At 37.9% G+C, this 21420-nt stretch carries 15 protein-coding genes and 1 tRNA gene; 6 read left to right on the forward strand and 10 right to left on the reverse strand.

The window, feature by feature from the left end; translation table 11 throughout:
• The first annotated feature begins 1 nt into the window (after position 1).
• The 5 genes from ACP6L2_RS15605 (at position 2) to ACP6L2_RS15625 (ending at position 6719) form a co-directional block, all read left to right on the forward strand.
• Positions 2 to 2647 carry a hypothetical protein gene (locus ACP6L2_RS15605; RefSeq protein ID WP_440510234.1) on the forward strand — a complete coding sequence of 882 codons (2646 nt, stop codon included), beginning with the start codon at positions 2 to 4 and terminating at the stop codon, positions 2645 to 2647.
• Positions 2648 to 2765: 118 nt separating this feature from the next.
• A complete protein-coding gene (locus tag ACP6L2_RS15610) occupies positions 2766 to 3773 on the forward strand; it encodes a DHH family phosphoesterase (RefSeq protein ID WP_440510235.1) in 1008 nt (335 codons plus the stop codon).
• A 27-nt stretch (positions 3774 to 3800) separates the two neighbouring features.
• Entirely contained in the window at positions 3801 to 4778 is a 978-nt protein-coding gene (locus ACP6L2_RS15615; RefSeq protein WP_440510236.1) for an FKBP-type peptidyl-prolyl cis-trans isomerase, read from the forward strand.
• A gap of 120 nt (positions 4779 to 4898) precedes the next feature.
• A complete protein-coding gene (locus ACP6L2_RS15620; protein WP_440510237.1) occupies positions 4899 to 5693 on the forward strand; it encodes a TatD family hydrolase in 795 nt (264 codons plus the stop codon).
• Between the two features lie 3 nt (positions 5694 to 5696).
• Positions 5697 to 6719 (forward strand): asparaginase, encoded by a 1023-nt coding sequence (locus ACP6L2_RS15625; RefSeq protein WP_440510238.1) that lies wholly within the window; start codon positions 5697 to 5699, stop codon positions 6717 to 6719.
• Here the strand turns inward: ACP6L2_RS15625 and ACP6L2_RS15630 are convergent.
• From ACP6L2_RS15630 to ACP6L2_RS15675, 10 genes are all read right to left on the reverse strand, one after another.
• Positions 6706 to 8007 (reverse strand): bifunctional folylpolyglutamate synthase/dihydrofolate synthase, encoded by a 1302-nt coding sequence (locus ACP6L2_RS15630; protein WP_440510239.1) that lies wholly within the window; start codon positions 8005 to 8007, stop codon positions 6706 to 6708. The two genes, ACP6L2_RS15625 and ACP6L2_RS15630, sit on opposite strands and share 14 nt — an antisense overlap.
• Positions 8008 to 8019: 12 nt before the next feature.
• Complete coding sequence (locus tag ACP6L2_RS15635; RefSeq protein WP_344674894.1) at positions 8020 to 8841, reverse strand: energy transducer TonB family protein; 822 nt, start codon at positions 8839 to 8841, stop codon at positions 8020 to 8022.
• A gap of 58 nt (positions 8842 to 8899) precedes the next feature.
• Positions 8900 to 9307 (reverse strand): ExbD/TolR family protein, encoded by a 408-nt coding sequence (locus ACP6L2_RS15640; RefSeq protein ID WP_344674895.1) that lies wholly within the window; start codon positions 9305 to 9307, stop codon positions 8900 to 8902.
• Positions 9308 to 9340: 33 nt separating this feature from the next.
• Positions 9341 to 10039, reverse strand: a complete 699-nt coding sequence (locus ACP6L2_RS15645) for a MotA/TolQ/ExbB proton channel family protein (RefSeq protein WP_344674896.1) — start codon at positions 10037 to 10039, stop codon at positions 9341 to 9343.
• Positions 10040 to 10074: 35 nt separating this feature from the next.
• The gene (locus ACP6L2_RS15650) at positions 10075 to 11235 is read right to left on the reverse strand and encodes a hypothetical protein (protein ID WP_440510240.1); all 1161 of its coding nucleotides are present in this window, start codon (positions 11233 to 11235) and stop codon (positions 10075 to 10077) included.
• Positions 11236 to 11272: 37 nt separating this feature from the next.
• Positions 11273 to 12976: a hypothetical protein gene (locus tag ACP6L2_RS15655; RefSeq protein ID WP_440510241.1), complete on the reverse strand. Its 1704-nt coding sequence runs from the start codon at positions 12974 to 12976 to the stop codon at positions 11273 to 11275.
• Positions 12977 to 12988: 12 nt separating this feature from the next.
• Positions 12989 to 16018, reverse strand: coding sequence for a tetratricopeptide repeat protein (locus tag ACP6L2_RS15660; RefSeq protein WP_440510242.1), 3030 nt, complete (start codon positions 16016 to 16018; stop codon positions 12989 to 12991).
• Between the two features lie 344 nt (positions 16019 to 16362).
• A complete protein-coding gene (locus tag ACP6L2_RS15665; protein WP_344674900.1) occupies positions 16363 to 17298 on the reverse strand; it encodes an aspartate carbamoyltransferase catalytic subunit in 936 nt (311 codons plus the stop codon).
• Positions 17299 to 17319: 21 nt separating this feature from the next.
• A complete protein-coding gene (pyrR, locus tag ACP6L2_RS15670) occupies positions 17320 to 17865 on the reverse strand; it encodes a bifunctional pyr operon transcriptional regulator/uracil phosphoribosyltransferase PyrR (RefSeq protein WP_344674901.1) in 546 nt (181 codons plus the stop codon).
• Positions 17866 to 18029: 164 nt separating this feature from the next.
• Positions 18030 to 21050 carry a glycosyltransferase family 117 protein gene (locus ACP6L2_RS15675; protein WP_440510243.1) on the reverse strand — a complete coding sequence of 1007 codons (3021 nt, stop codon included), beginning with the start codon at positions 21048 to 21050 and terminating at the stop codon, positions 18030 to 18032.
• Positions 21051 to 21309: 259 nt separating this feature from the next.
• On the opposite strand from ACP6L2_RS15675, the gene ACP6L2_RS15680 reads away from it, so the two are divergent.
• Positions 21310 to 21380, forward strand: a tRNA-Gln gene (locus ACP6L2_RS15680).
• The last annotated feature ends 40 nt before the right edge of the window (positions 21381 to 21420 follow it).

Here is a 21420-nt window from a genome sequence, read left to right on the forward strand (position 1 = left end):
CATGAGAAATACAATAATTGTTTCCATCCTGCTATTAGTGGCGGTAATTGTGGCTTCGGTCTATTATTTTAGTGGATTGGATCAAGAAAAGAAAGAATCTGTCAAGCCTATAGCGTTTTTGCCGAAGGATACCTATCTGATCGCTTCCTTCGTGAATGATGAAACTACAGATAATATATTTAAGGATTTCGAAATATTCGAAGCGATGCTTGGTCATCAGGAAATCCATCAATTACGCAACCTGAAACAACAACTTCTAAGGAATAAAAACCTGAACAGCTATTTAGTTGGTTCGGATATTTTTATATCCTTACATCCCGGAAAGGAAGAAACACAATTGCTTTTCAGCATTCCATTAATGGAAAAGGTGAAAAATGAAGAGCTGGATCAGGTTCTAACCAGTCTTTCCTCTACCTTACAAGTACAGAAAACAGATACTGCTGGTACTGCCTTATATTCGTTTAAGGCCTTGAAAACTGATTCTGCTAATACAGAAACTAAGGATTCTATCTTTTATGTTGCTTATCAGGCTAATATATTCTTTGGTAGTTATTCCAAAAGTTTAATGTTCCAAGTATTGGATAAGAAGCAGCCTAAACTAGAAGAAAAACAGATCAGTTATTTTAACGACCATTCTAATCGAAACTCTCCATTTACGGTTTACTTACCACAGCAGAACTTAAATGGCATGGTTTCCAACTATAAGAAAAACAAAGCTGGTGATTTCTTAAAACAGTTTATCAATCTTAAGGGACAAACAGTTTGGAATATCAATTATAAGCAAGATGCTTTGATGCTTTCGGGAGAAAGCGAACTGGAGGATGCAGATAGTGAGTATCTCTCCATTTTTGCTAAGCAGCATAAGACCGTTCAACGCTTGTACAATTATTTTCCGTCAAGCAGTATGATGTTTGTGGAATATTCCTTTTCAGATAAGGCCTCCTGGGCAAGTGATTTGAAAACATGGCATGCAAAACAAGATGGTGCAAAGCAGTTAAGTGATCAGGAGCAAGTAATAAATAAAGAAAAGCCACAGTTGTTAACTGATATACAGGCTGCTTTAGGATCTGACTTTGCAGTTGTAGAACAGACAAATTCAGATTATTTAGGTTTTATTAGCATTCAAGACAGCAGCAGATTTGATTCTGTGTTAAATTCCATGGCAGAATCTGCAGGAGATAGCATTTATAGATTCCGTTATGCGCAGATTCCTTACCGTTTTTATGGTGAGGGTTTAAAAGCATTCTCTCGACCTTATTTTGTCCGTGTCAATGATCTAATCGTCCTAGCGAACCAACAGTCCACTATTCAGGAGTACATTAGAAAATGGAAAAGAAAGGATTTATTAATTGGAGGAATTGGCTTTAAAAACTATGAGCAAATACAAGGCAATGAAGCGAATGTTACTTTCTTCATCAACACCAAGAATGCAAGTAACTTTTTGATCAACTCACTGAACAATAGTTATAGCAGGAATTTCCGTAATAAGGATGAATATGGTTATCAGGAATTTTATTCCTGGTCATTACAATTAGCTGGTAATTCCGGAAATTTTCTTAGTCGTTTTTATGCCATCTACAAGAGTAAAAATCGCTTAGGTGTCAATGCGGATTGGACTTATAGTATGGAAAGCCGATTGATTAATGGTCCATATGTCTTTGAACATTCGGACACGGCACAATTTATTTTAGCCCAAGAGCAAGACCATACGGTACATGCTATACATCCTAGTGGAAATAAATTATGGTCAACTGTATTCTCTGGACGTATCGTTGGATCAGTAAAACAATTGCCTGACCGCAGTTTATTATTGGCTACTGACCGTAGACGTTTATATCGCTTCGATCCTCAAGGTAAGATGGTTCGAGGTTTTTCAACGGGTTTGTCTGCAGAACCTATTTATGAGCCAAGTTATATCGATTGGGGAAGTGAGCAACATATCATCGTTCCTGGAAAGAATAAGCTTATGGCATTTACCATGGAGGGAGGAAAAGTTGATGGTTGGGACGATGTAAATCTTGAAGGAGAAATCACAGGTCCGCTACAATTAGTAGATAATGAATTGGTGGTTGGCACTACCTATGGTCGAGTTTATTTCTTTGATCAGGGAGGTAATAAAACCAAGGAAATTGATATCCCCGGTGATGTAGTATTTGTGAGTCCAATAGCTGTTGTAAAACGAGAGACAGAGACTGTATTTTATGCTACAGACGACACTGGAAAAGTTTATGAAATTAAAAAAGATGGTTCCAGCAAAGTGATTTACGAAGGTAAATGGGAAAAGAATTATCATGCGGACTTTGTCAATTTAGCGGGCACTAGCAGTCCAGAGCTAATTATCTTGGATGGTTCTTACCTTCAAGTATTGGAATTAGGCAATACGGTGAAGCCTTTATTCGATTATACGTTTACCAAAAAGATAGAAAATAGTCCATATTATTTCCCTGCAGGTTCAGGTTTGAGTAAAATGGGGATAGCTCCTCAGGGTACCAACTTGATCTACTTGTTTACAGAGACTGGAGGTATAGTTGATGGATATCCAGTGGAGGCACAGCCATTATTTTATGACGGAAAAATCAATTACAATTCAGGAAATTTCTTGATTTGTACACGTAGAGACTTTAAACTTTATGCCTTTAGATATTAAGCATTTCATATTCAATCAGTTTAGCAGATAAATAAATGGAGAAATCATTGCTTTTGAGGCTTTAAAAAAGTTTTCATTGCCGATTTTTTTTCATTAGGTTTGCAATCACAAAAGACGTATGTTGACAGGAGAAGAATATTTAGTAGAACTATCCAGACCTAAAAAGATAATCATTACCACGCACCATAAACCTGATGGCGATGCCTTAGGTTCATCTTTGGGTCTATATTATTGGCTCAAGAAGAAAGGTCATGATGTACATGTGATATTATCGTCTGATTTTCCTACATTTTTAGATTGGATGCCGGGTCGTGAGGAATTGTTATTCTATACACAAGATCCAAGTTATTGTCAAGGATTGTTTGATACTGCAGACATCATCTTTTGTTTGGATTACAGTGCGCTTTCCAGAACCAACATTTTAGAACCTGTTATCAGAGATGCAAAGGCGCCTAAGTGGATGATTGATCACCACCTAGAGCCAGAAGATTTTGCACAAGTATGTTATTGGGACTCTAATGCTGCAGCGACAGCACAGTTGGTATTCAAATTTATTGCTGAGGTCTTTGAAGATAAAGCAGCGATTGACGAGAAGATAGCAACTTGTTTGTACACGGGTATCATGACAGATACTGGTTCTTTCCGATTTAAATCAACAACTTCTGAGGTTCACCACATCATTGCGGCATTATTAGAAGCTGGAGCACGAAACTGGGAAATCCATGAGCAGATATACAATAGCAGTACGGAAAATCGTTTAAAGTTTTTAGGTTACAGCTTATTAAATTGTTTAGAGGTTATTCCAGAGTATCATACGGCCTTATTCTCACTGAGTAAAGAGGATTTGGCGAAGTTTAATGTGACCACTGGCGATACAGAGGGCTTAGTAAATTATGCTTTATCGATAAAAGGTATTCGATTGGCAGGTTTATTTGTTGATAGAACTGAATTAATTAAATTATCTTTGCGTTCCATTGGAGATATTCCATGTAATGAGATCTGCAAGAAACACTTCAATGGTGGTGGGCATTTAAATGCTGCCGGCGGCAATTCTACAGAGGAATTGAGTGAAGTGGTCAACCGCTTTAAATCTATTCTTCCAGAATATAAAGCGTATTTAACATAGCATATTTTAAGCGTTATAAATAGAAAAATGAAAAAATCGATTTTAGTATTAACGGCATTAGCAAGTTTTGTATTTGCATCTTGCCAAAACTTTAAAAAAGGTGACGGTGGCCTTGAATATAAATTCATCAAGGACGCTGGAACAGACAAAGCTGTTGGAGGTGATATCTTAGCAATGGATATGATCGTTGAAACAGATCGCGACTCTTTATTAGCTAGTACTTATGATTTAGGTATGTCGCAAATTGCACCCGTAATTCCTGATTCTATGATGCAAGGTGGTTATGCTGGTGATAATAACTCTATTTTGAAAATGTTAGGAGAAGGCGATAGTGCCGTTTTCCGTTTGAACTTAGATACAATGGCAGCAAAAACTGGTCAACCAAAACCAGAGTTTGCTGATAAATACATTCAATTTACTATCAAAGTCAAAAAACACTTCAAAAAAGGTAATTTAACTGACTCAGCTCTTTACGATCAAGTAAACAAATACTACTTGGCTGAAATGGAAGGCATGAAGAAAGCTGAAGATGGTAAAATTGCTACTTATGTAGAGAAAAACAAATTGACACCTAAGAAAACTGCTTCTGGCTTACAGTATGTAGTTAAAAACGAAGGTACAGGAAACAACCCAGTAGTTGGTGATACGGTAGTATTAAACTACACTGGTGCATTAACTAATGGAAAAGTATTTGATACTAACCTTCCTGAGGTGGCTAAGAAAAATAATGTTTTCAATCCAATGAGACCTTACGAAGCATTACGCGTACGTATTGGTCATACTCCAGTAATTCAAGGGTGGACTGAAGGACTTCAATTATTGAAAAAAGGTTCTAAAGCTACTTTCATTATTCCTTCTTCATTAGGATATGGCGAGCGTCAGCAAGGAAATTTAATTCCAGCCTATGCACCTTTAGTATTTGATGTTGATGTTGTAGAAGTTATTGCAGGTCCTAAAGAGGAACCTACTCCAGCACAACCTACAATGCCAGTTCCAACTCCATAATCTATTGGACAAAGAATAAAATTTTGCAATATTTATAATAAATCGCAGTTTTTGTTAAAAGAACTGCGATTTTTCATTCTATAGAGGTAGTTTAACTAACAATATATTAACTTTGGCACCATGCAAGCAGAAAATGTAATCGGTAGTTTTACTTTAACCGATACTCATACCCATATCTATTATCAAGCAGGAACTCCAAATTTAGCGGAACAGATGAATCGTTGTTTTGAAAATTCTGTCAATCGACTTTTCTTACCAAACGTAGATTTAGAGTCCATTCCTCAAGTAATGGATACGGTTAAAGCTTATCCTGAAAACTGTTTTGCTATGCTAGGTTTACACCCTTGCAGTGTAGGTGAAGATTATAAGCAAGTCTTGGACAGCATTGAACAAGAGATTCCAAAGCATAAAATCTATGCTATTGGGGAAATTGGAATTGATCTATATTGGGATAAAAGCACGCTTGCATGGCAACAGGAAGCATTCCGCAGGCAGATAAATTGGGCTAAGGATTTAGGTCTTCCAATTAGTATTCACTGTCGTGAGGCTTTTGATGAGGTATTTGAAATCTTGGATGCTGAACAAGATGGAAGACTATTTGGCATCTTCCATTGCTTTACGGGCACTTTAGAGCAGGCTAAACGAGCTATCGCCTTAAACTTTGTATTAGGTATAGGCGGAGTCGTAACGTTTAAAAAGGCCGGCTTAGATGCTGTCGTGAAAGAGGTTCCGCTTGAACACTTGGTTTTAGAAACAGATGCGCCATATTTAGCCCCTGTTCCCTACCGTGGAAAAGAAAACGAGAGCAGTTACTTATTTCATATTGCACAAAAAGTAGCTGATTTACATGAGATTTCCATGGAGAAATTAGCAGAAATAACAACCAATAATTCCATTAAAGTATTTAATATATAATCCATGTATAACATCTTCATCATTTATACTGGTGGTACCATAGGCATGGTAAAAGACCCCGAGACGGGCACCTTTATCCCATTTGACTTTGAATTAATCGAAAAGAATCTACCAGATTTAAGTCGCTTAAATTACAAGTTAACCGTGCATTCCTTTGAGCCAATTATCGACTCATCCAATATGCGTCCAAGCATTTGGTTAGAGATGGCACAAATCATTCGGGATAACTATGCACATTATGATGGATTTGTCATTTTGCATGGTTCGGATACCATGGCTTATTCAGCATCCATGTTAAGCTTTTTATTGGAAGGATTGCAGAAGCCTGTAGTGTTTTCAGGATCACAATTGCCAATTGGAGAAATACGTACTGATGCACGAGAAAATCTAATGACTGCATTAGAAATTGCATCTGGTAAGAAAGATGGTCGTTCTTTGGTACAGGAGGTATGTATTCTATTTGATAATAAGTTGTTCCGTGGAAACCGTTCTTTTAAATACAACTCCGATAAATTCGAGGCGTTCCGCTCACCGAATTATCCAGTATTGGCAGAAGCAGGAATACATATCCGATATAATGAAGAAGTATTATTAGACAATACCGATAAGGATTTTATCTGTCATTACCATATCGATAACCGTGTTGGGGTATTGAAGTTATTTCCAGGAATAAGTGCCGAAACTATTCAAGCGGTTCTAAACTCCGATGTACGCAGTATCGTTATGGAAACATTTGGTTCAGGAAATACCATGACTGATGCTTGGTTCTTGGATTTATTGGCTGATGCTATTAAATCTGGAAAGAATATCTTAGACATTTCCCAATGTAAGGTGGGTTCTGTAGAATTAGGTCGTTATGAGACATCACAAGGCCTACAAGCCATTGGTATACTCAATGGTTATGATATGACCTTTGAGACCGCTGTGACGAAGCTAATGTACCTACAGGGAGAATTCGAAAGTCAAGAAGAAGTTGCTTATTGGATTCAACAACCAATTCGTGGAGAGTTGACTAAAAACGATTAGTCAACAACTCCGCAACAACGAAGGTACTGCCACCAACAAAGATAAGATCTCCATCTTTGTATAGATCTTGTGCTGCATCAAATGCAGCTTCTATGCTGGAATAATAAGTACCATTTAATCCATGGCTATTTGCTAGTTCTGTCAATTGATTGGCAGGCATTGCTCTTGGCATATCAGGAGCAGCAAAATAATATTTAGCATCCTTGGGCAGTAAGGGCAGTATATGTGATAAATCCTTATCACGCATAGCCCCAAAGATGAAATGCAATTGATTAAATTGTAGGCTCGCTAGGTTCTTTAGAACCTCTTTTATTCCATCCTCATTGTGTCCAGTATCACAGATCACCCAAGGATTTGTTTGTAAGGTTTGCCAGCGACCACGTAAGCCGGTTAATTCTTGAACATGACTTATGGCATATTGTACTTTTTCCTTAGGAAGTTGGAAACCCAATTTTCCTAATTCATCTATACAGGTTAGTACACCCAAGATATTCTTGGTTTGATATGAACCTGTAAGATCGCACAACCAGGTATCCTTAGTATGATTAGCTTTTGATTCTACCGTTATTTTAAGCCCTTCTGCGAGTCTTTCTGAGGAAAGCACAGCATAGCGGTCAGTAGCATACATAAGCTCCGCATTTAAGCTCTTTGCTTTATCTTCAAACACATGCTGTATTTCTGTTTGTTTTTCAGATATGACGACAGGTGTATTTTGTTTGATAATCCCTGCCTTTTCTCCGGCTATTTCAACCAAGGTATTACCAAGAATATTCATATGATCCATGCCTATATTGGTAATATGACAAAGTTCCGGTGAGATGATATTGGTACTATCCAATCTTCCACCAAGTCCTACTTCAATTACGGCAATATCGACTTGCTGTTGCGCGAAATAATCAAAGGCCATTGCCACGGTTACTTCAAAAAAGGATGGTTTTAGATCTTCTATTAATTCCCGATGCGTATTAACAAATTCCACCACATGTTGCTCCGGCACCATGTTTCCATCAATTCGAATACGCTCTCTGAAATCCACCAAATGTGGCGAAGTATATAATCCAGTCTTATAACCAGAATTGGCAAGTACAGAAGCCAACATATGGGAGCTAGAGCCTTTACCATTGGTACCGGCAATATGAATAGACTTGAATTTTTTGTGGGGGTTTCCTAATGCTTCGCAAAGCAAAAGTGTTTTATCGACATCTGGGTTGAAAGCCGAAGCGCCATCGCGGGTAAACATTGGTAATCGAGCAAATAAATACTCGATTACCGCTGCATATGTTTTCATATCTGAAAAAGATTATCTTACTCTAAATCTGAAGGTAATAAGTCCGGTTTGGGTGTCCGGAGCATTAGCCAAGGAATTTAATCGTGCTCGGCGAACGGCACTTAGGCACTTTTCAACAAGACGATAATCGGCAATGGTAGTACCTTTTGCCTGTCTTGCTGAGATAATTCGACCGCTCTTATCGACCGTAAATTCTACTTTTACAACGCCCGTTTGTTGTCCATTATCTTCAACATTTGGACGAACTTCGAAACGACGATTCTTAAGGTCCAGCATGGTATTACCAAATCCTGAACCTCCTTCACCATAGTTTGATGCCAATGGATCACCTAATTCTGAACCTTGGTTACCAGGTGTACTTCCTGTACCATCACCAGTACCCTGTGCATTATTCTTCTTGCCTTTGTACAAAGCATTTGGATTAACAGCAGGGGTAGCATTTTTCTTTTCTGTCGTTGCTTCTACAGCATTCGCCTGTACAGGCTTCTCATTCTTTTTGACAACAGGTGCATCATCCATATCTTGAGTTTGCACCGATTGATCCGTTACTTGCTGAGAAGGCGTTGGAACAGGTGTTGAGGTAGGATCTATTTTATCAGGCTTCACATTATTGGCATTCTCATCCATCGAAGGCTCATCCACACTCATATAATCGTCACCCATACCTTCTGCTGAGGTACCATAATTGACAATAATCCCACCCATTCCGTATTCTGGAATATCTTGGGTAAAAACAATAAAGAATCCAATGGCTGCTAAAGCGGCCATCACTATTGATGAGATTCCTAATGCCTTTGGGAGATTATTTTCTTCCTGAATTTGATGATAATACATATCCTAATCCTCTTACTTACGACTATTTATTTTATCAATCGTTTAATTCGAACAATTATTAATCCTTTTTAGGCTCTGTAGCCAGGACTAATTTTATTTTTAATTTATTGGCAATATCCATGACCTGCAAGATGTTTTGAACAGGAACTGTACCATCAGAATATAACATAATGGTTAACTCCTCACCTGTTGCCATATTGGATTGAATCATCGACTCTAAGCTTTCCAAAGGAACAGCTTGTTTGTCCACATGATAAGTCAAATCACTTGTTATGGAAATGGTCATTGTTTTTTTAGCCACAGACTGCTCTCCCGAAGAAGACTTCGGTAATAACAGCTTTACCACTTGTGGATTTGAAACCGCAGAAGCCAATAGGAAAAACAACATCAAGAAGAACATGATATCGTTCAACGCAGCGGTATGTACTTCAGCGGAGGGTTTATTTCTTCTATTACGTAAATTCATGTGTTTAAAATTTAAAGATTAATGGAATACCTATTATAAGCTAGGCTCATCCAATAGATCGATAAACTCGATGGCATCAGTTTCGATACGAAGAATCAAACGCTCTACCATCATATTTAAAATATGGTAACCAATATAGGCCAAGATACCAATGGTCAAACCAGAAGCCGATGCAATCATTTTTACATAAAGACCTCCAGATACAGAACCAATATCAATACCACCAGCGATTTCCACATCGCGGAAGATCTGGATTACCCCAAAGATCGTACCTACGAAACCAAGCATTGGTGCAATACCAGCGATAATACCTAAGATATTGATGTTTTTCTCCAAGCGAGAAACTTCTAATTTACCTTGATTTTCAATCGCACCTTCGATGTCTTTAATCGGACGTCCAACACGAGTCAATCCTTTCTGCAACATTCTTGATAATGCGGAGTTACTAGAACGACAAACGGCCATTGCAGCATCCAATTTACCGGCTAATACATTGCTTTTAACCTGAGACAATAATCCACCTTCAGATTTACCAGCTTTTGAGATGGTAATGTATCTTTCAAAGAAGATTACTAAGCCTAAGAAAAACAATAAAATGATGGGGATCATGATCCATCCACCTTTCATTAAAAGTTGAAGTAAATTAAGATCTTCGTGGGTAGCTAAAGCTACGGTCTGTTGTTGAACTTGATTTAAAGAATCTGCTAGTCCTGGGTTCTGTACTAATGACATGATAGATATTAAAAGTTTATGCTGTTTTGATTGATTTAATTAATTTTCTGCACCCATGCATCGGATACATATCTTTTCTGCACTATGGCGTTTGCTGAATCAGCTTGTGCCTTAGTAGGATAAGAATCCCAAATTACGGTTTTCTTATTTTTAGCTAGTTTACTTGGAATAACACGTACTGATGGTATTCCATCCTTATTAAATGCTTCTGCTTGCTCATAAGCTTTAGCTAGTGTACTGTGCTTACCAATAATGATATAATAATGATGCCCTTCAGGGATCAATAACTTTTTAGCTGGTGCCTTTGCAACGGTATCAGCAGCAGGAATACTGTCTTGTTTTTTCAAGGTACTATCATTCGCTGCTATGGAATCAATCTTTACCTGATTCGAATCCAACGGAAGCGTCTGTTGATTATTCTTATCTTTTGTAAGGTCCAATACCTCTCCTTGCTCAGGACGATTAAAATAATATAAAGCTCCTACTATCAATAAACCGATCAATGCCGCAGCGATATACCAAATTGCTTTACTTGACTTAACTGGTTCTTCCTCGAAATAATAAGGTTCTACCTGTTCCGTTGAGCTTGTCTCCGCATTATTTTCCTCTTCTGGATTACCCATTACTGGAGCAACATCATCCGTTTGTGGAGTTTCTGGAACAGACGCCTCCTCTACTACTGGACTTTCTTCCTCTGTCAATTCAACAATAGGTTCTGTCTCTACCGGAGGTACAATCACCTCTTCTGGCTGAATTGGTTCTTCCTCTTGCTGTGCTACAACTTCTTCTTCTACAGTTGGGCGAACCTCACCACCATCAACAGGCTGCAATTGAAATCCACTTAGATCCTCCGCTTTAAAGACTAAAGAATTTCCATGACGAATTAAGTGGCCTAAATGATGTAAGCTTGCTTGACCATGATCTCTGATCTGATCAAATAGATTCAGAACTGCCTCTTGTACCAATGCTTCAGCATCCGTACGCGAAACCTGATTTGCCTGTTGTATATAATCTGCAAGGTCAACCCCATCAACCGCTTTAGAGTCAAACTCCAAGTAAGTTAATGGTGGCAGATATACAGCTTTCTGTTCATCATATACTGAAGACGTGTGAATTCGCTTGAAAACACCCAAACCCTTCACATATACTTCATTTCTATGCTTTAATACCTGAAAAATATATCTACCTAAATCCATGAATCCTATTTCCGTGCAAATTTAAAGTTTGTAGACCTTAAAATGAAAAATTAATACCACCTAATATATTGAAGCCTAATTTAGGATAATATAAGTAGCGTTGGTAATCTGTATTCAAAATGTTATTCGCTTTAACAAAGATGCCCAATTGTTTGGTCGCTTTGTATTCAGCACCACCACTCAAATCAAAGAATGAAGCAACATTTGATTTGCTATATGCTGTTGGAGTAGTAGCATTGGAATATTCATATTCTCTTGCATAACTTACTCCATGGAATAAAGCTTCTGCATCAATATATAATTTCTCTGAAATGTTGAAGCGAGCATTTGCAGCCAAACGCATTTTAGGCATATGCCATGCTTCATCTTGTTTCACCATGGTGTAGTTGTCAATATTCAATCGACCACCTAAGTTAACCAAAGCTGAAAGGCGCATATTAATTTCTCCCTCAATACCGACGTGTTTAACAGCCTTGTCACCATCACCATCGTATACCAAGTCAAAGGTAAAAGGTGTCTCCATGTTATTTACGAACAATGGTAATCCTTCAATTTTTCTATAGAAACCTTTTACTTTATATCCAAATGTAGCTCCAGCATTTCCTTTAATACCACCGTAGATGTTCATACGTTCTACAGTATTTTGAATATTAAAATCAGGACCTAAATAAGGATTAATCTTCGTGAAGTTACGGAAAGAGCCTTTATCAACTCCACCTTTAACACCCCCGAAAATGTAGAAGTATTCAGGAACTAAAGCGAAATCAATCTCTGCTTCTGGGAAGATATTAAAACGAGAGCTATCACCAAATTCAGAAACAATATTCGCACCTAAGGTAATGTTGTAGTTTTCACCTTTGAAACGAATGTAAGGGTTTAGATGAGCCAATGAATTGTTCATTTTTCCATCTGGAGTACTCGCACCTGCGATTGAATTAATATCTACTGCTACATTTGCCCCAACATTAAACGCCTTTAAGCGCTTATTTAAATAACCCGACAATGCAACAGAATTCTCTTTAGCATCGAATTTATCTTTATAGATATACCCGTCTGCTTTTAAAGAGTAACTGAATGCATCTTCATTATTTGGATCAAAATTACTAGTCAATTCTCCTGAAAGAAAGATGTCATTGAAGCGTTGTGCTTCACGAGTAGGGTTTAATGGTTTGTTTGTAATATCAGTAGGAATACCGTAAAAGCGTGTTCCAAAACCGTTATAACCTACTAAACCATTAACCGTAAATCTTGGAAAAATACGTCTTCCAAATATACCTACCTCTTGTCTTGAGAATTTCTGATCATCTAAGTTTCCTTTTTGACTTAAATGTTTTGCATAACCTCCGTAACGGATATCCTCATAATCTTCCACTGCAAAATAAGCTTCACCAAGGATGGTATTAAAATTACCAATACCCAATTTGGCATAATTGCTTTTTAAGTCGAAGATTTGAGAAAATGGAGTTTCCATGATCTTCAATTCCTTAAGACCAGTATTGATATCCAATTTCTTATCAGGAACATTGCCATAGTTTAGCTTAGGCATGTATTCTCTTTTATTGGTCATATCAGGACTACGGCGAATTTTTACTGCATCAGCAAGAATAGGGCGGTAATCGCGAACGATATCAAAAGAATCTAATGTTACTGGGCGGTCAGGCTCTTGTGCATGCGCTGCAAAGCCTAATCCCAATAAGCAGGTTAATATGGTAGATTGTTTAAAAATTGTATTCAACTTCATCTTTTCCTATTCTTATTTTAATTTCTCCAACATTTTATTCGCTGAGTCAAGGATGCCATCATCCTTCGTCTCATAGTTTTCTATTATACTTTCCAAAGTAGATTTCGCTTGGAACTTATCGCCTTTACCTTCGTATGCTTGTGCCATCAAGATAAATCCTTTAGCAACCCAATAATCATAGGAAGAGAACGAGTTGGAAATATCTAACGCAGACTTAATTGCTCCGTCGTAATTCTTATTCTTCACTTGTTGTTCAGCCACTAAATAGCGAGCTTCAGCACCAGTCTCTGTTTTCGATTTCAAAGCTGCTAAGTTCAACTCTTTCATACCTTCAGAACCTCTACTAGTTGCTAAGTAAGCTTTAGCTGCGTATAAGTGTGCTTTTGCAATATCTTCCTCAGAAGCTTTTTCATACTTCTTAATGATATTAGCATAGGTTAAGGTTTCTGTATAATCACCAATATTGAAATAACTTTCTAGTAAGTTGTTGATCGCCCAACCGTAGTTTTCTTTGTATTCAGAGGTCAATTCCAATTTCTTCAATACCTGTACCGCTTCGTTATAAGCTTTATTGCGTAGGTGCAATTTAGAAACAGAAATTAAAGTACGTTCAGTATAAGCTGAAGTCCAGTCGTTCATGATGATATTGAAATCATGAAGAGCTTCCTTGTCTTTACTTAGGTTAGCATTACTCTCAGCACGGATAAAACGAGCGTGTTTCTCTTGAATTGGCTTAGGGAATTTATCAAAGTAAGCATTCACAGCCTCTACTGTTGCTTGCCAGTTTCCACGGTCAAATAAAGTACGAGCAATTGCAAAAGTATGTGCATCCTGCTCAGCCGTACTCAAATCACCAATATTTGTACTAGTTGCATAACGGATGTACCCTGAAGCATCTCCTTTATCCAAATAAATATTCTCAATAGATCCTAATGCTTGTTTTGCTTCGTCTGTAGTTGGATATTGATTAACCACACGTTGGAAGGTTTTCAATGCAGCATCATTCTCATCTTTATTGTATTGAACCAAACCAATAGTCACCAATGCTCTAGGAACATAAGAACTTCTTGGATATTGCTCCACCATTTTCTGTAAACCTGCAATCGCTTGATCATGCTGCCCCATTAAGAAATAGGTGTATGGAACTTCAAACGCCACATCATCTGCATAGTTTGATTTTGGATATTTCACCATAACCGATTGCAAAGTAGCGACTTTACCATTGTTATCACCTTGTAACCCTAATAGGATACCTTTCTGGAAAAGCGCATAATCTTGACTCTGCGCACCAGAAGCAATTAATCTATCGTAATAGTTTGCTGCCTTACTGTAATTCTTGATCGCTAAATACGAATCCGCCGCACGTGCCATAGCATCGTTACGCGTATTCAAATCTATACCATCTGAACCACCGCCAGCTAAGAAACGCTCGAAGTAATTGGCAGATGTACTGTAATTATCATTACGGAATGCTGCATACGCTAAAGCATAGTTCGCATAGTTGTAAACATCTGTTTTACGAGCTGCTGGTAAAGCTAAGAACTTGTTAAAGTTAGCAACAGCCTCTTTGTACTTACGAACCTCGTACATTGCTTCTGCTTTCCAGTAAACGGATAAGGCATAGATTTCCTCATCATAACGATTACTTTCTGAACGCATAAACATAGAGATCGCATTCTCAAATGCACGCTCGTTATAATATTCTAGACCTCGATAATAAGTTACTTTTTGGTAAGCTGCATTGGCTTCTTTACCACGATTCTTTAAGTCTTCCAGTACATCCACCGCAGCACGGTAGTTCTTGGTACTTAATAATACCTCAGCTAATAAAGTCTTTGCCTCTTCATTACGTTTCGTACGCGGATAAGTCTTGATATATTCTTGAACCGCATCCAATGCAACTTGGTGGAACTCTAAATCGTAAGATAGTTTAGCGTAATTGAATAAACCTTCTTCTTTTAATTCTGGATCAAACTCCAATTTTGAAGCTTTAAAGAAAGCATTACGAGCACCTTGTTTGTTGCCCGTTTTCAAATAAGCATCCCCTAAGCTTATCATCGCACTTTGATAATAAGCATCTGGTTCTTCCAGCTTACTGAATTCCTCAATAGCCTTTTCGTAATTACCTAACTTATAGTTGATATAACCAATCTGGTAGCTATCTTGGTTGTTTTGCGTCTTTCCTTGATCTTGTGCTTGGAATTTATCGTAATATTCTTTCGATTTGTTTAAATCTCCCTTGATGAAATAAGTAGCTGCAACAATTCGGAACATATCCGTTTCGCTCTCTTGTTTTGTAGATGCTAATTTCGGAAGTGCATAATTAAGTACATCGTCATAACGCTTATCTAAGAAATATAGCGCGGTGATGTAGTATGGGTAACTGTTCTCATAAGTTTTAGAACCTTCTAGGCGTTCAAACTCATTCAAAGCTGTCTTGTACTCTTGATCTAAGTAACTTAAGTAAGCATAATAGTAAATAGAAGCTTCCTGATAAGGACTACGTTGATCCTTAAGCTCTGTAAAAACTGGTTTTGAGGCTTCATAATCACCAGTCATGAATTTAGCGTAGGCTAACTTAAAACGGTATTCTAAGTTCTCAGCACCTGCTAGGTTCTTGCTGTCGATTTTCTCAAACCATTCAATCGCTTTTGGATAATCCTTTTTTGCATAATATGATTTCCCTATCTGGAAATAAGCAGCTTTAGAATTGGCACTCGCCGGATAATCACGTATAAATTTCAGAAATTGATTTTCTGCATCAGATTCACCTAACTCAATCGCACAAACCGCTTGATAATAACGTACATTCTCCTTTAATAAACTTAACTCTTCTGTCTCATCCAGTTGTAAGGTCGATTTGGTACGGATTTGTTCTGCTAAATCAAACTGCTTAGATGCAGAACTAAATTTCCCTCTTTCAAATAATTCTAAGCCCTCTTTATAAGCCTTATTTACCTCCTGCCAAGCTGAATGTTGTGCCAATGCTGGTGTACTCAATAAGCTCATCGCCACACCTACCTGGTAAATTTTTTTATACATACGATCGAATACTCCTTTTATTGATTGCTCTTCTATGATATGTGTTCACCCCATTTTTTGGGAATGGAACACTACTTACTTCAACTTACGAAATTAATGGATAACTTCAATGTTTTCCGCAAAAGTTGTTAACACCTGTTAATAACCACCCCTTTTTAACGTAATTTAACAGTATGTATTCCTAAGGCTGATTCGCTGAATTTAAAATCAAATATTTCCGCTTTTAAAACGCTATTATTTTCGCCCTCGTATCTTGTTCTAGAAAATTCTTACAAGAACCCATATAAGCAGAAAACGAGACTGTTTTAAGCAATCTCGTTCTCTTTATGATATTTTATTCATTTTTATCCTCTTTGTCCAGCTAGGAGATATAAAACTGCCATTCTCACGGCCACCCCATTTTCCACCTGATCTAAGATAATGGAATGATCACTATCTGCTACATCCGATGTAATTTCCACTCCACGATTTATCGGTCCTGGGTGCATGATGACAATTTCCTTATCCAAGGAATCTAAGATTTGTTTATTCAAACCATATAACATGGAATATTCTCGTAGAGAAGGGAAATATGCGATATCCTGACGCTCCAATTGAATACGAAGCATATTTGCCACATCACACCAATTTAAAGCCTTCATTAAATCATGTTCAATCTTCACTCCTAGGGAAGCAATGTATTTTGGAATCAAGGTTGTTGGTCCACAAACCATTACCTCTGCTCCTTGTTTTTGTAAACACAGGATATTGGATAAGGCAACACGGGAATGTAAGATATCACCAATAATGGCCACCTTTTTACCAGCTACATCACCCAATCTTTCACGAATGGAGAAAGAGTCCAACAAAGCTTGCGTAGGGTGCTCATGCGCACCATCACCAGCATTGACAATTTGCGCATCGACATGACGACTCAAGAAAACACCTGCTCCAGCATAGGGATGTCGCATAACGATCATATCCACTTTCATGGCTAAGATGTTGTTTACCGTGTCAATTAAGGTCTCTCCTTTACTTACGGATGAAGAAGATGCTGCAAAATTAACGATATCGGCAGACAGACGCTTCTCGGCTAATTCAAAAGAAAGTCTGGTACGGGTTGAATTTTCAAAGAATACGTTGGCAATGGTAATATCCCGAAGGGAAGGCACTTTCTTGATTGGTCGATTAAGGACCTCTTTAAAATTCGCAGCTGTATCCAAGATCAATTGGATATCGTTGCTATTTAAATCTTTTATGCCTAATAAATGACGGGTACTAAGTTGTTCAGATGCTGACATGTGTTAAACAAAATATAATCATTATTTTTTCTCGGTAATCAAAACAATGCTGTCTTGATCATCCACTTCTTTCCAACTGACGATAACCTTTTGGGAATCGATGGAATCGACTTGAATACCGATATAATCCGGTTGAATAGGAATCTGTCTAGAGAATCGACGGTCTACTAAGACCATCAACTCGATGAGGTTTGGACGTCCAAATGCTTGGATAGCATCCATGGCAGAACGGATTGTCCTTCCTGTCCATAGCACATCATCCACTAGGATCACATCTTTGCCCTCAATGATAAAGTCGATTACCGTACTGTTTGCTGCCAATGGGCTAGCTCCCTTCATCCGGAAATCATCGCGATAAAAAGTAATATCCAAAATACCTTTAGGTACATCTACCCCGGTCATGGATTTGATCTCTTCTACTAAACGTTCTGCTAAATAGGTCCCTCGAGGTTGAATACCAATGATAACTGCATTGCTGAAATCACCATGATTTTCAATTAATTGCTGAGACAATCGCTTCAGTGTTATCTGAAACTTAGGACCATCTAATAATATCGATTGTTTCATCTAAGGATTTATTTAGGCAAACTTAAGGCATTTTTTCCAAAAATCGTAATCCTTTCCCCCAATACTTGGACTTCTTAAGCTTGAAATTACCCCACCCTTTGCGCTAATTTCTACAAAACAAGAAGAGCTACAATGTTGTAGCTCTTCTTGTTTAAAATATATTTTTAATTTCCTCCTTCAAATAATCCCTTATAGGAATTGAAGATTTGATTTGTTTCTGCTAACAGATCCTTCTGATTCGCATCTGTTAAGATGCGTTGGTAGTTCTGTAAGGAAGCCATGGCGAATCGCATGTTACGACCTTCCAGATTTGGCTTGCTCTCTGCAACAGCCATGTAGTAAGCCATGTTTTCACGAACAAACTTCAAGTTGCGCTTCACAATCTCATTTGCTTTCGTGTTCTCACCGGTCTTATACATCGCATCGATTAAGCTCGAATAGCCATATACTTCCGACATTAAATAGGTACGCTTAGGCAGGTTTTCGTAAGCATTATTTACTAATTTCTTAGCTTCAGCAGATTTACCAATACCGATTAAACCCTGTGCAGTTTCCCCAAAAATACTTCCAGCATACATACTGATGTAGCGGTAAGAATCTGGATCTAAATATTTAGCATGTGCAATATTACCCCATGTAAATTTGTTCATTATATTATTGTAGGTACCTTCCACATCAGCGATTGGTGTATTCACATCACCTTCCGAAGGAATAGCTACTGGCATTAAGCGAAGTGCAAAACCTTCTGACACCAAATATTTATCTAAACCAATATAGTTCTCTTCAGGTGTAGTTGTCGTGAAGTAAACAGGACGCTTCCAATTGTTATTTGCTAAAATAGCCATAATGGAAAGATCCGCACGACTGACAATGCTACCACCATAAGTCCATTGCATGGTATCTACGATCGCATCTTCCCACTCTTTTGGAACAACTTTATTCGCAAGAACCGCTTGTCTATCAACCTTGTATTGCATATTCTTCGTAGGTAGGAAGTTTGCTGATTCTCCACTTTGCAAAGGAATCTTTGCTTGAGGATCATCTGATAACATCAAACCCATCAAATCTTGAATATCAATATGACCTGGAAGTTGTAAATCGTGGTAATAAATCACATCACGAACACCATCCTTAATCAACTCTGGATCAATATTAATCGGTAATGCATCGGCATTATTTACCTTCTGCATCATTTGTTTCATGTACCAATCAGAGCTCAATAAGCTTAAGTTCACTACACGAACATCCGTACGGAAACCTTCTACTTCTTGAACATACCATAGCGGATAAGTATCGTTATCACCGTATGTAAATAAGATGGCATTTGGAGCACATGACTCTAAATAGTTCTTAGCCATATCACGTGCTAAGAATTTCTCCGAACGGTCATGATCATCCCAGTTTTGACTAGCTAATAATACCGGTCCACAAAGAAGGGAAATACCTGTACCTGCTAAAGCAGCATTTTTCGCATTGATTTTCTTACTTAAGAAATCAGCAATCCACAATGCACCCATACCAACCCAAATACAGAAAGCATAGAATGATCCTGCAAACGCGTAATCACGCTCGCGGGGTTGCATTGGTGTTTGGTTTAAGTAGATTACAATCGCCAATCCGGTGAAGAAGAATAACAATGCCACTACAGTAGCATCCTTCTGGTCCTTTTTAAAGTGCCATACAGCACCAAGAATACCTAATATCAAAGGCAAGAAGAAATAGGTGTTGCGGCCAGCGTTCTCTTTTTCAGACTCTGGTAATGCATATTGACCACCTACTAATAAATTATCGATTGGTTTGATTCCTGAAATCCAGTTCCCTTCTACTAAAGAGCCTTGACCTTGTGAATCGTTTTGTCTTCCAACAAAATTCCACATAAAATAACGGCTATACATATGGCCAATCTGGTAACCAAAGAAAAACTTCAAGTTATCAGCCATCGTAGGCGAAGTTCCCGGAGGAAGTTTTAAATAGTCGCGATAAAAGGACTCATGTTTCTCGGAATAAATACGAGGGAATAAAGTCGTTTTATCAAATGTATAATCGTATTTCTTTCTAGCAACATTATAACGGTCTGCATCCTTACGGTACACTTTCCCAGTCTCAAACATATCTGTTGGCTTTGCATCAAAGTAACGTCCTTTAAACAAAGGCTCATCACCATACTGCTCACGGTTCAGGTAACTTAAGAATGAGAATGCATTATCAGGATCAGAGTTATTTAAGGTCGGGTTAGCCTTCGCGCGAATTAAAATCATCGAGAAAGAACTGTAACCTAAAATGATGAAAGCAACACTTATAAAGGCAATATTCATCACTGGTTTAACCTTCTTATGCGAATACCAAATACCCCAAACTAAAACGCCTAATACCAATAGCGCAAAGAAAGTAACACCTGATCCAAACCCTAAACCTAAAGAGTTTACAAAAAAGCGATCGAAATGTGCGGCAAATTTAATCAAGTATTGAATGATACCCCATAGGACAAATCCTAAAATAACGACGCCTAAAAGTAATGTTTTCACCACACCGGCAGTCGTTACTTTATTAGTCTTGCGGAAATAGATTACTAATGCCAATGCTGGAATAGCCAATAAGTTCAATAAATGGACACCAATGGAAAGTCCCATGACGTAGGCGATTAATACCAACCATTTATTGGCATGAGGCTCATCTGCATGAGCATCCCATTTCAATATTGCCCAGAATACCACAGCAGTACATAAAGAGGACATAGCATAAACCTCAGATTCTACAGCAGAAAACCAAAATGTATCTGAAAACGTATAAGCTAATGCTCCAACAGCAGCTGCTCCCATAATATTGATGGTTGCTGTATTGGAAAGACCTTCATTATTAACGATTCGTCCATATACTTTCTTCGCCAAGGCGGAGATGGTCCAAAATAAAAAGGTAATTGTTAATCCACTACACACGGCCGAACCTACGTTCATCCAATAAGCGATTTTGGTATTATCACCCATGGCTAGATTGGAGAAAACATTTTGTAGCATTAGGAATAATGGAGCACCCGGTTGGTGCACAATTTGCATCTTATAAGCCGAAGCAATAAACTCACCTGTATCCCACCAGCTCGTTGTTTTTTCTAATGTCAGGAGATAAACGATGGTTGCTATAATACCACAGGCCCAACCCAACAGGTTATTAATCTTGTTATAGTTCATACTTGTAACAGAAGGTTATCTAATATTTCTGCTCGAAAATAAGGATTCCTATGAATAATCGGGTAATTACTTTAGAATTTAATCTACCTTTAATCCGTTTTTACTCCTCAATTGCCCTTAATGAGCCTTAAAAGCAAAAAATATCCACTTGAAAATCAGCATATCTAAAAAAATTACCTATATTTTATTTGCATAAACCAAAAGACGACGTATATTTGCATCGTCAAAAGGGGGAACGCCCCAGACATCATTGAAAGATTGCCCGATAGTATAATGGTAGTACGACAGATTTTGGTTCTGTTTGTCTAGGTTCGAATCCTGGTCGGGCAACATAAAAAAAGCTCAGCAAATGTTTTGCTGAGCTTTTTTT

Origin of the sequence: Sphingobacterium lactis (genome assembly GCF_051951495.1) — a bacterium.
In the GTDB taxonomy this organism is placed as follows: domain Bacteria; phylum Bacteroidota; class Bacteroidia; order Sphingobacteriales; family Sphingobacteriaceae; genus Sphingobacterium; species Sphingobacterium lactis_A.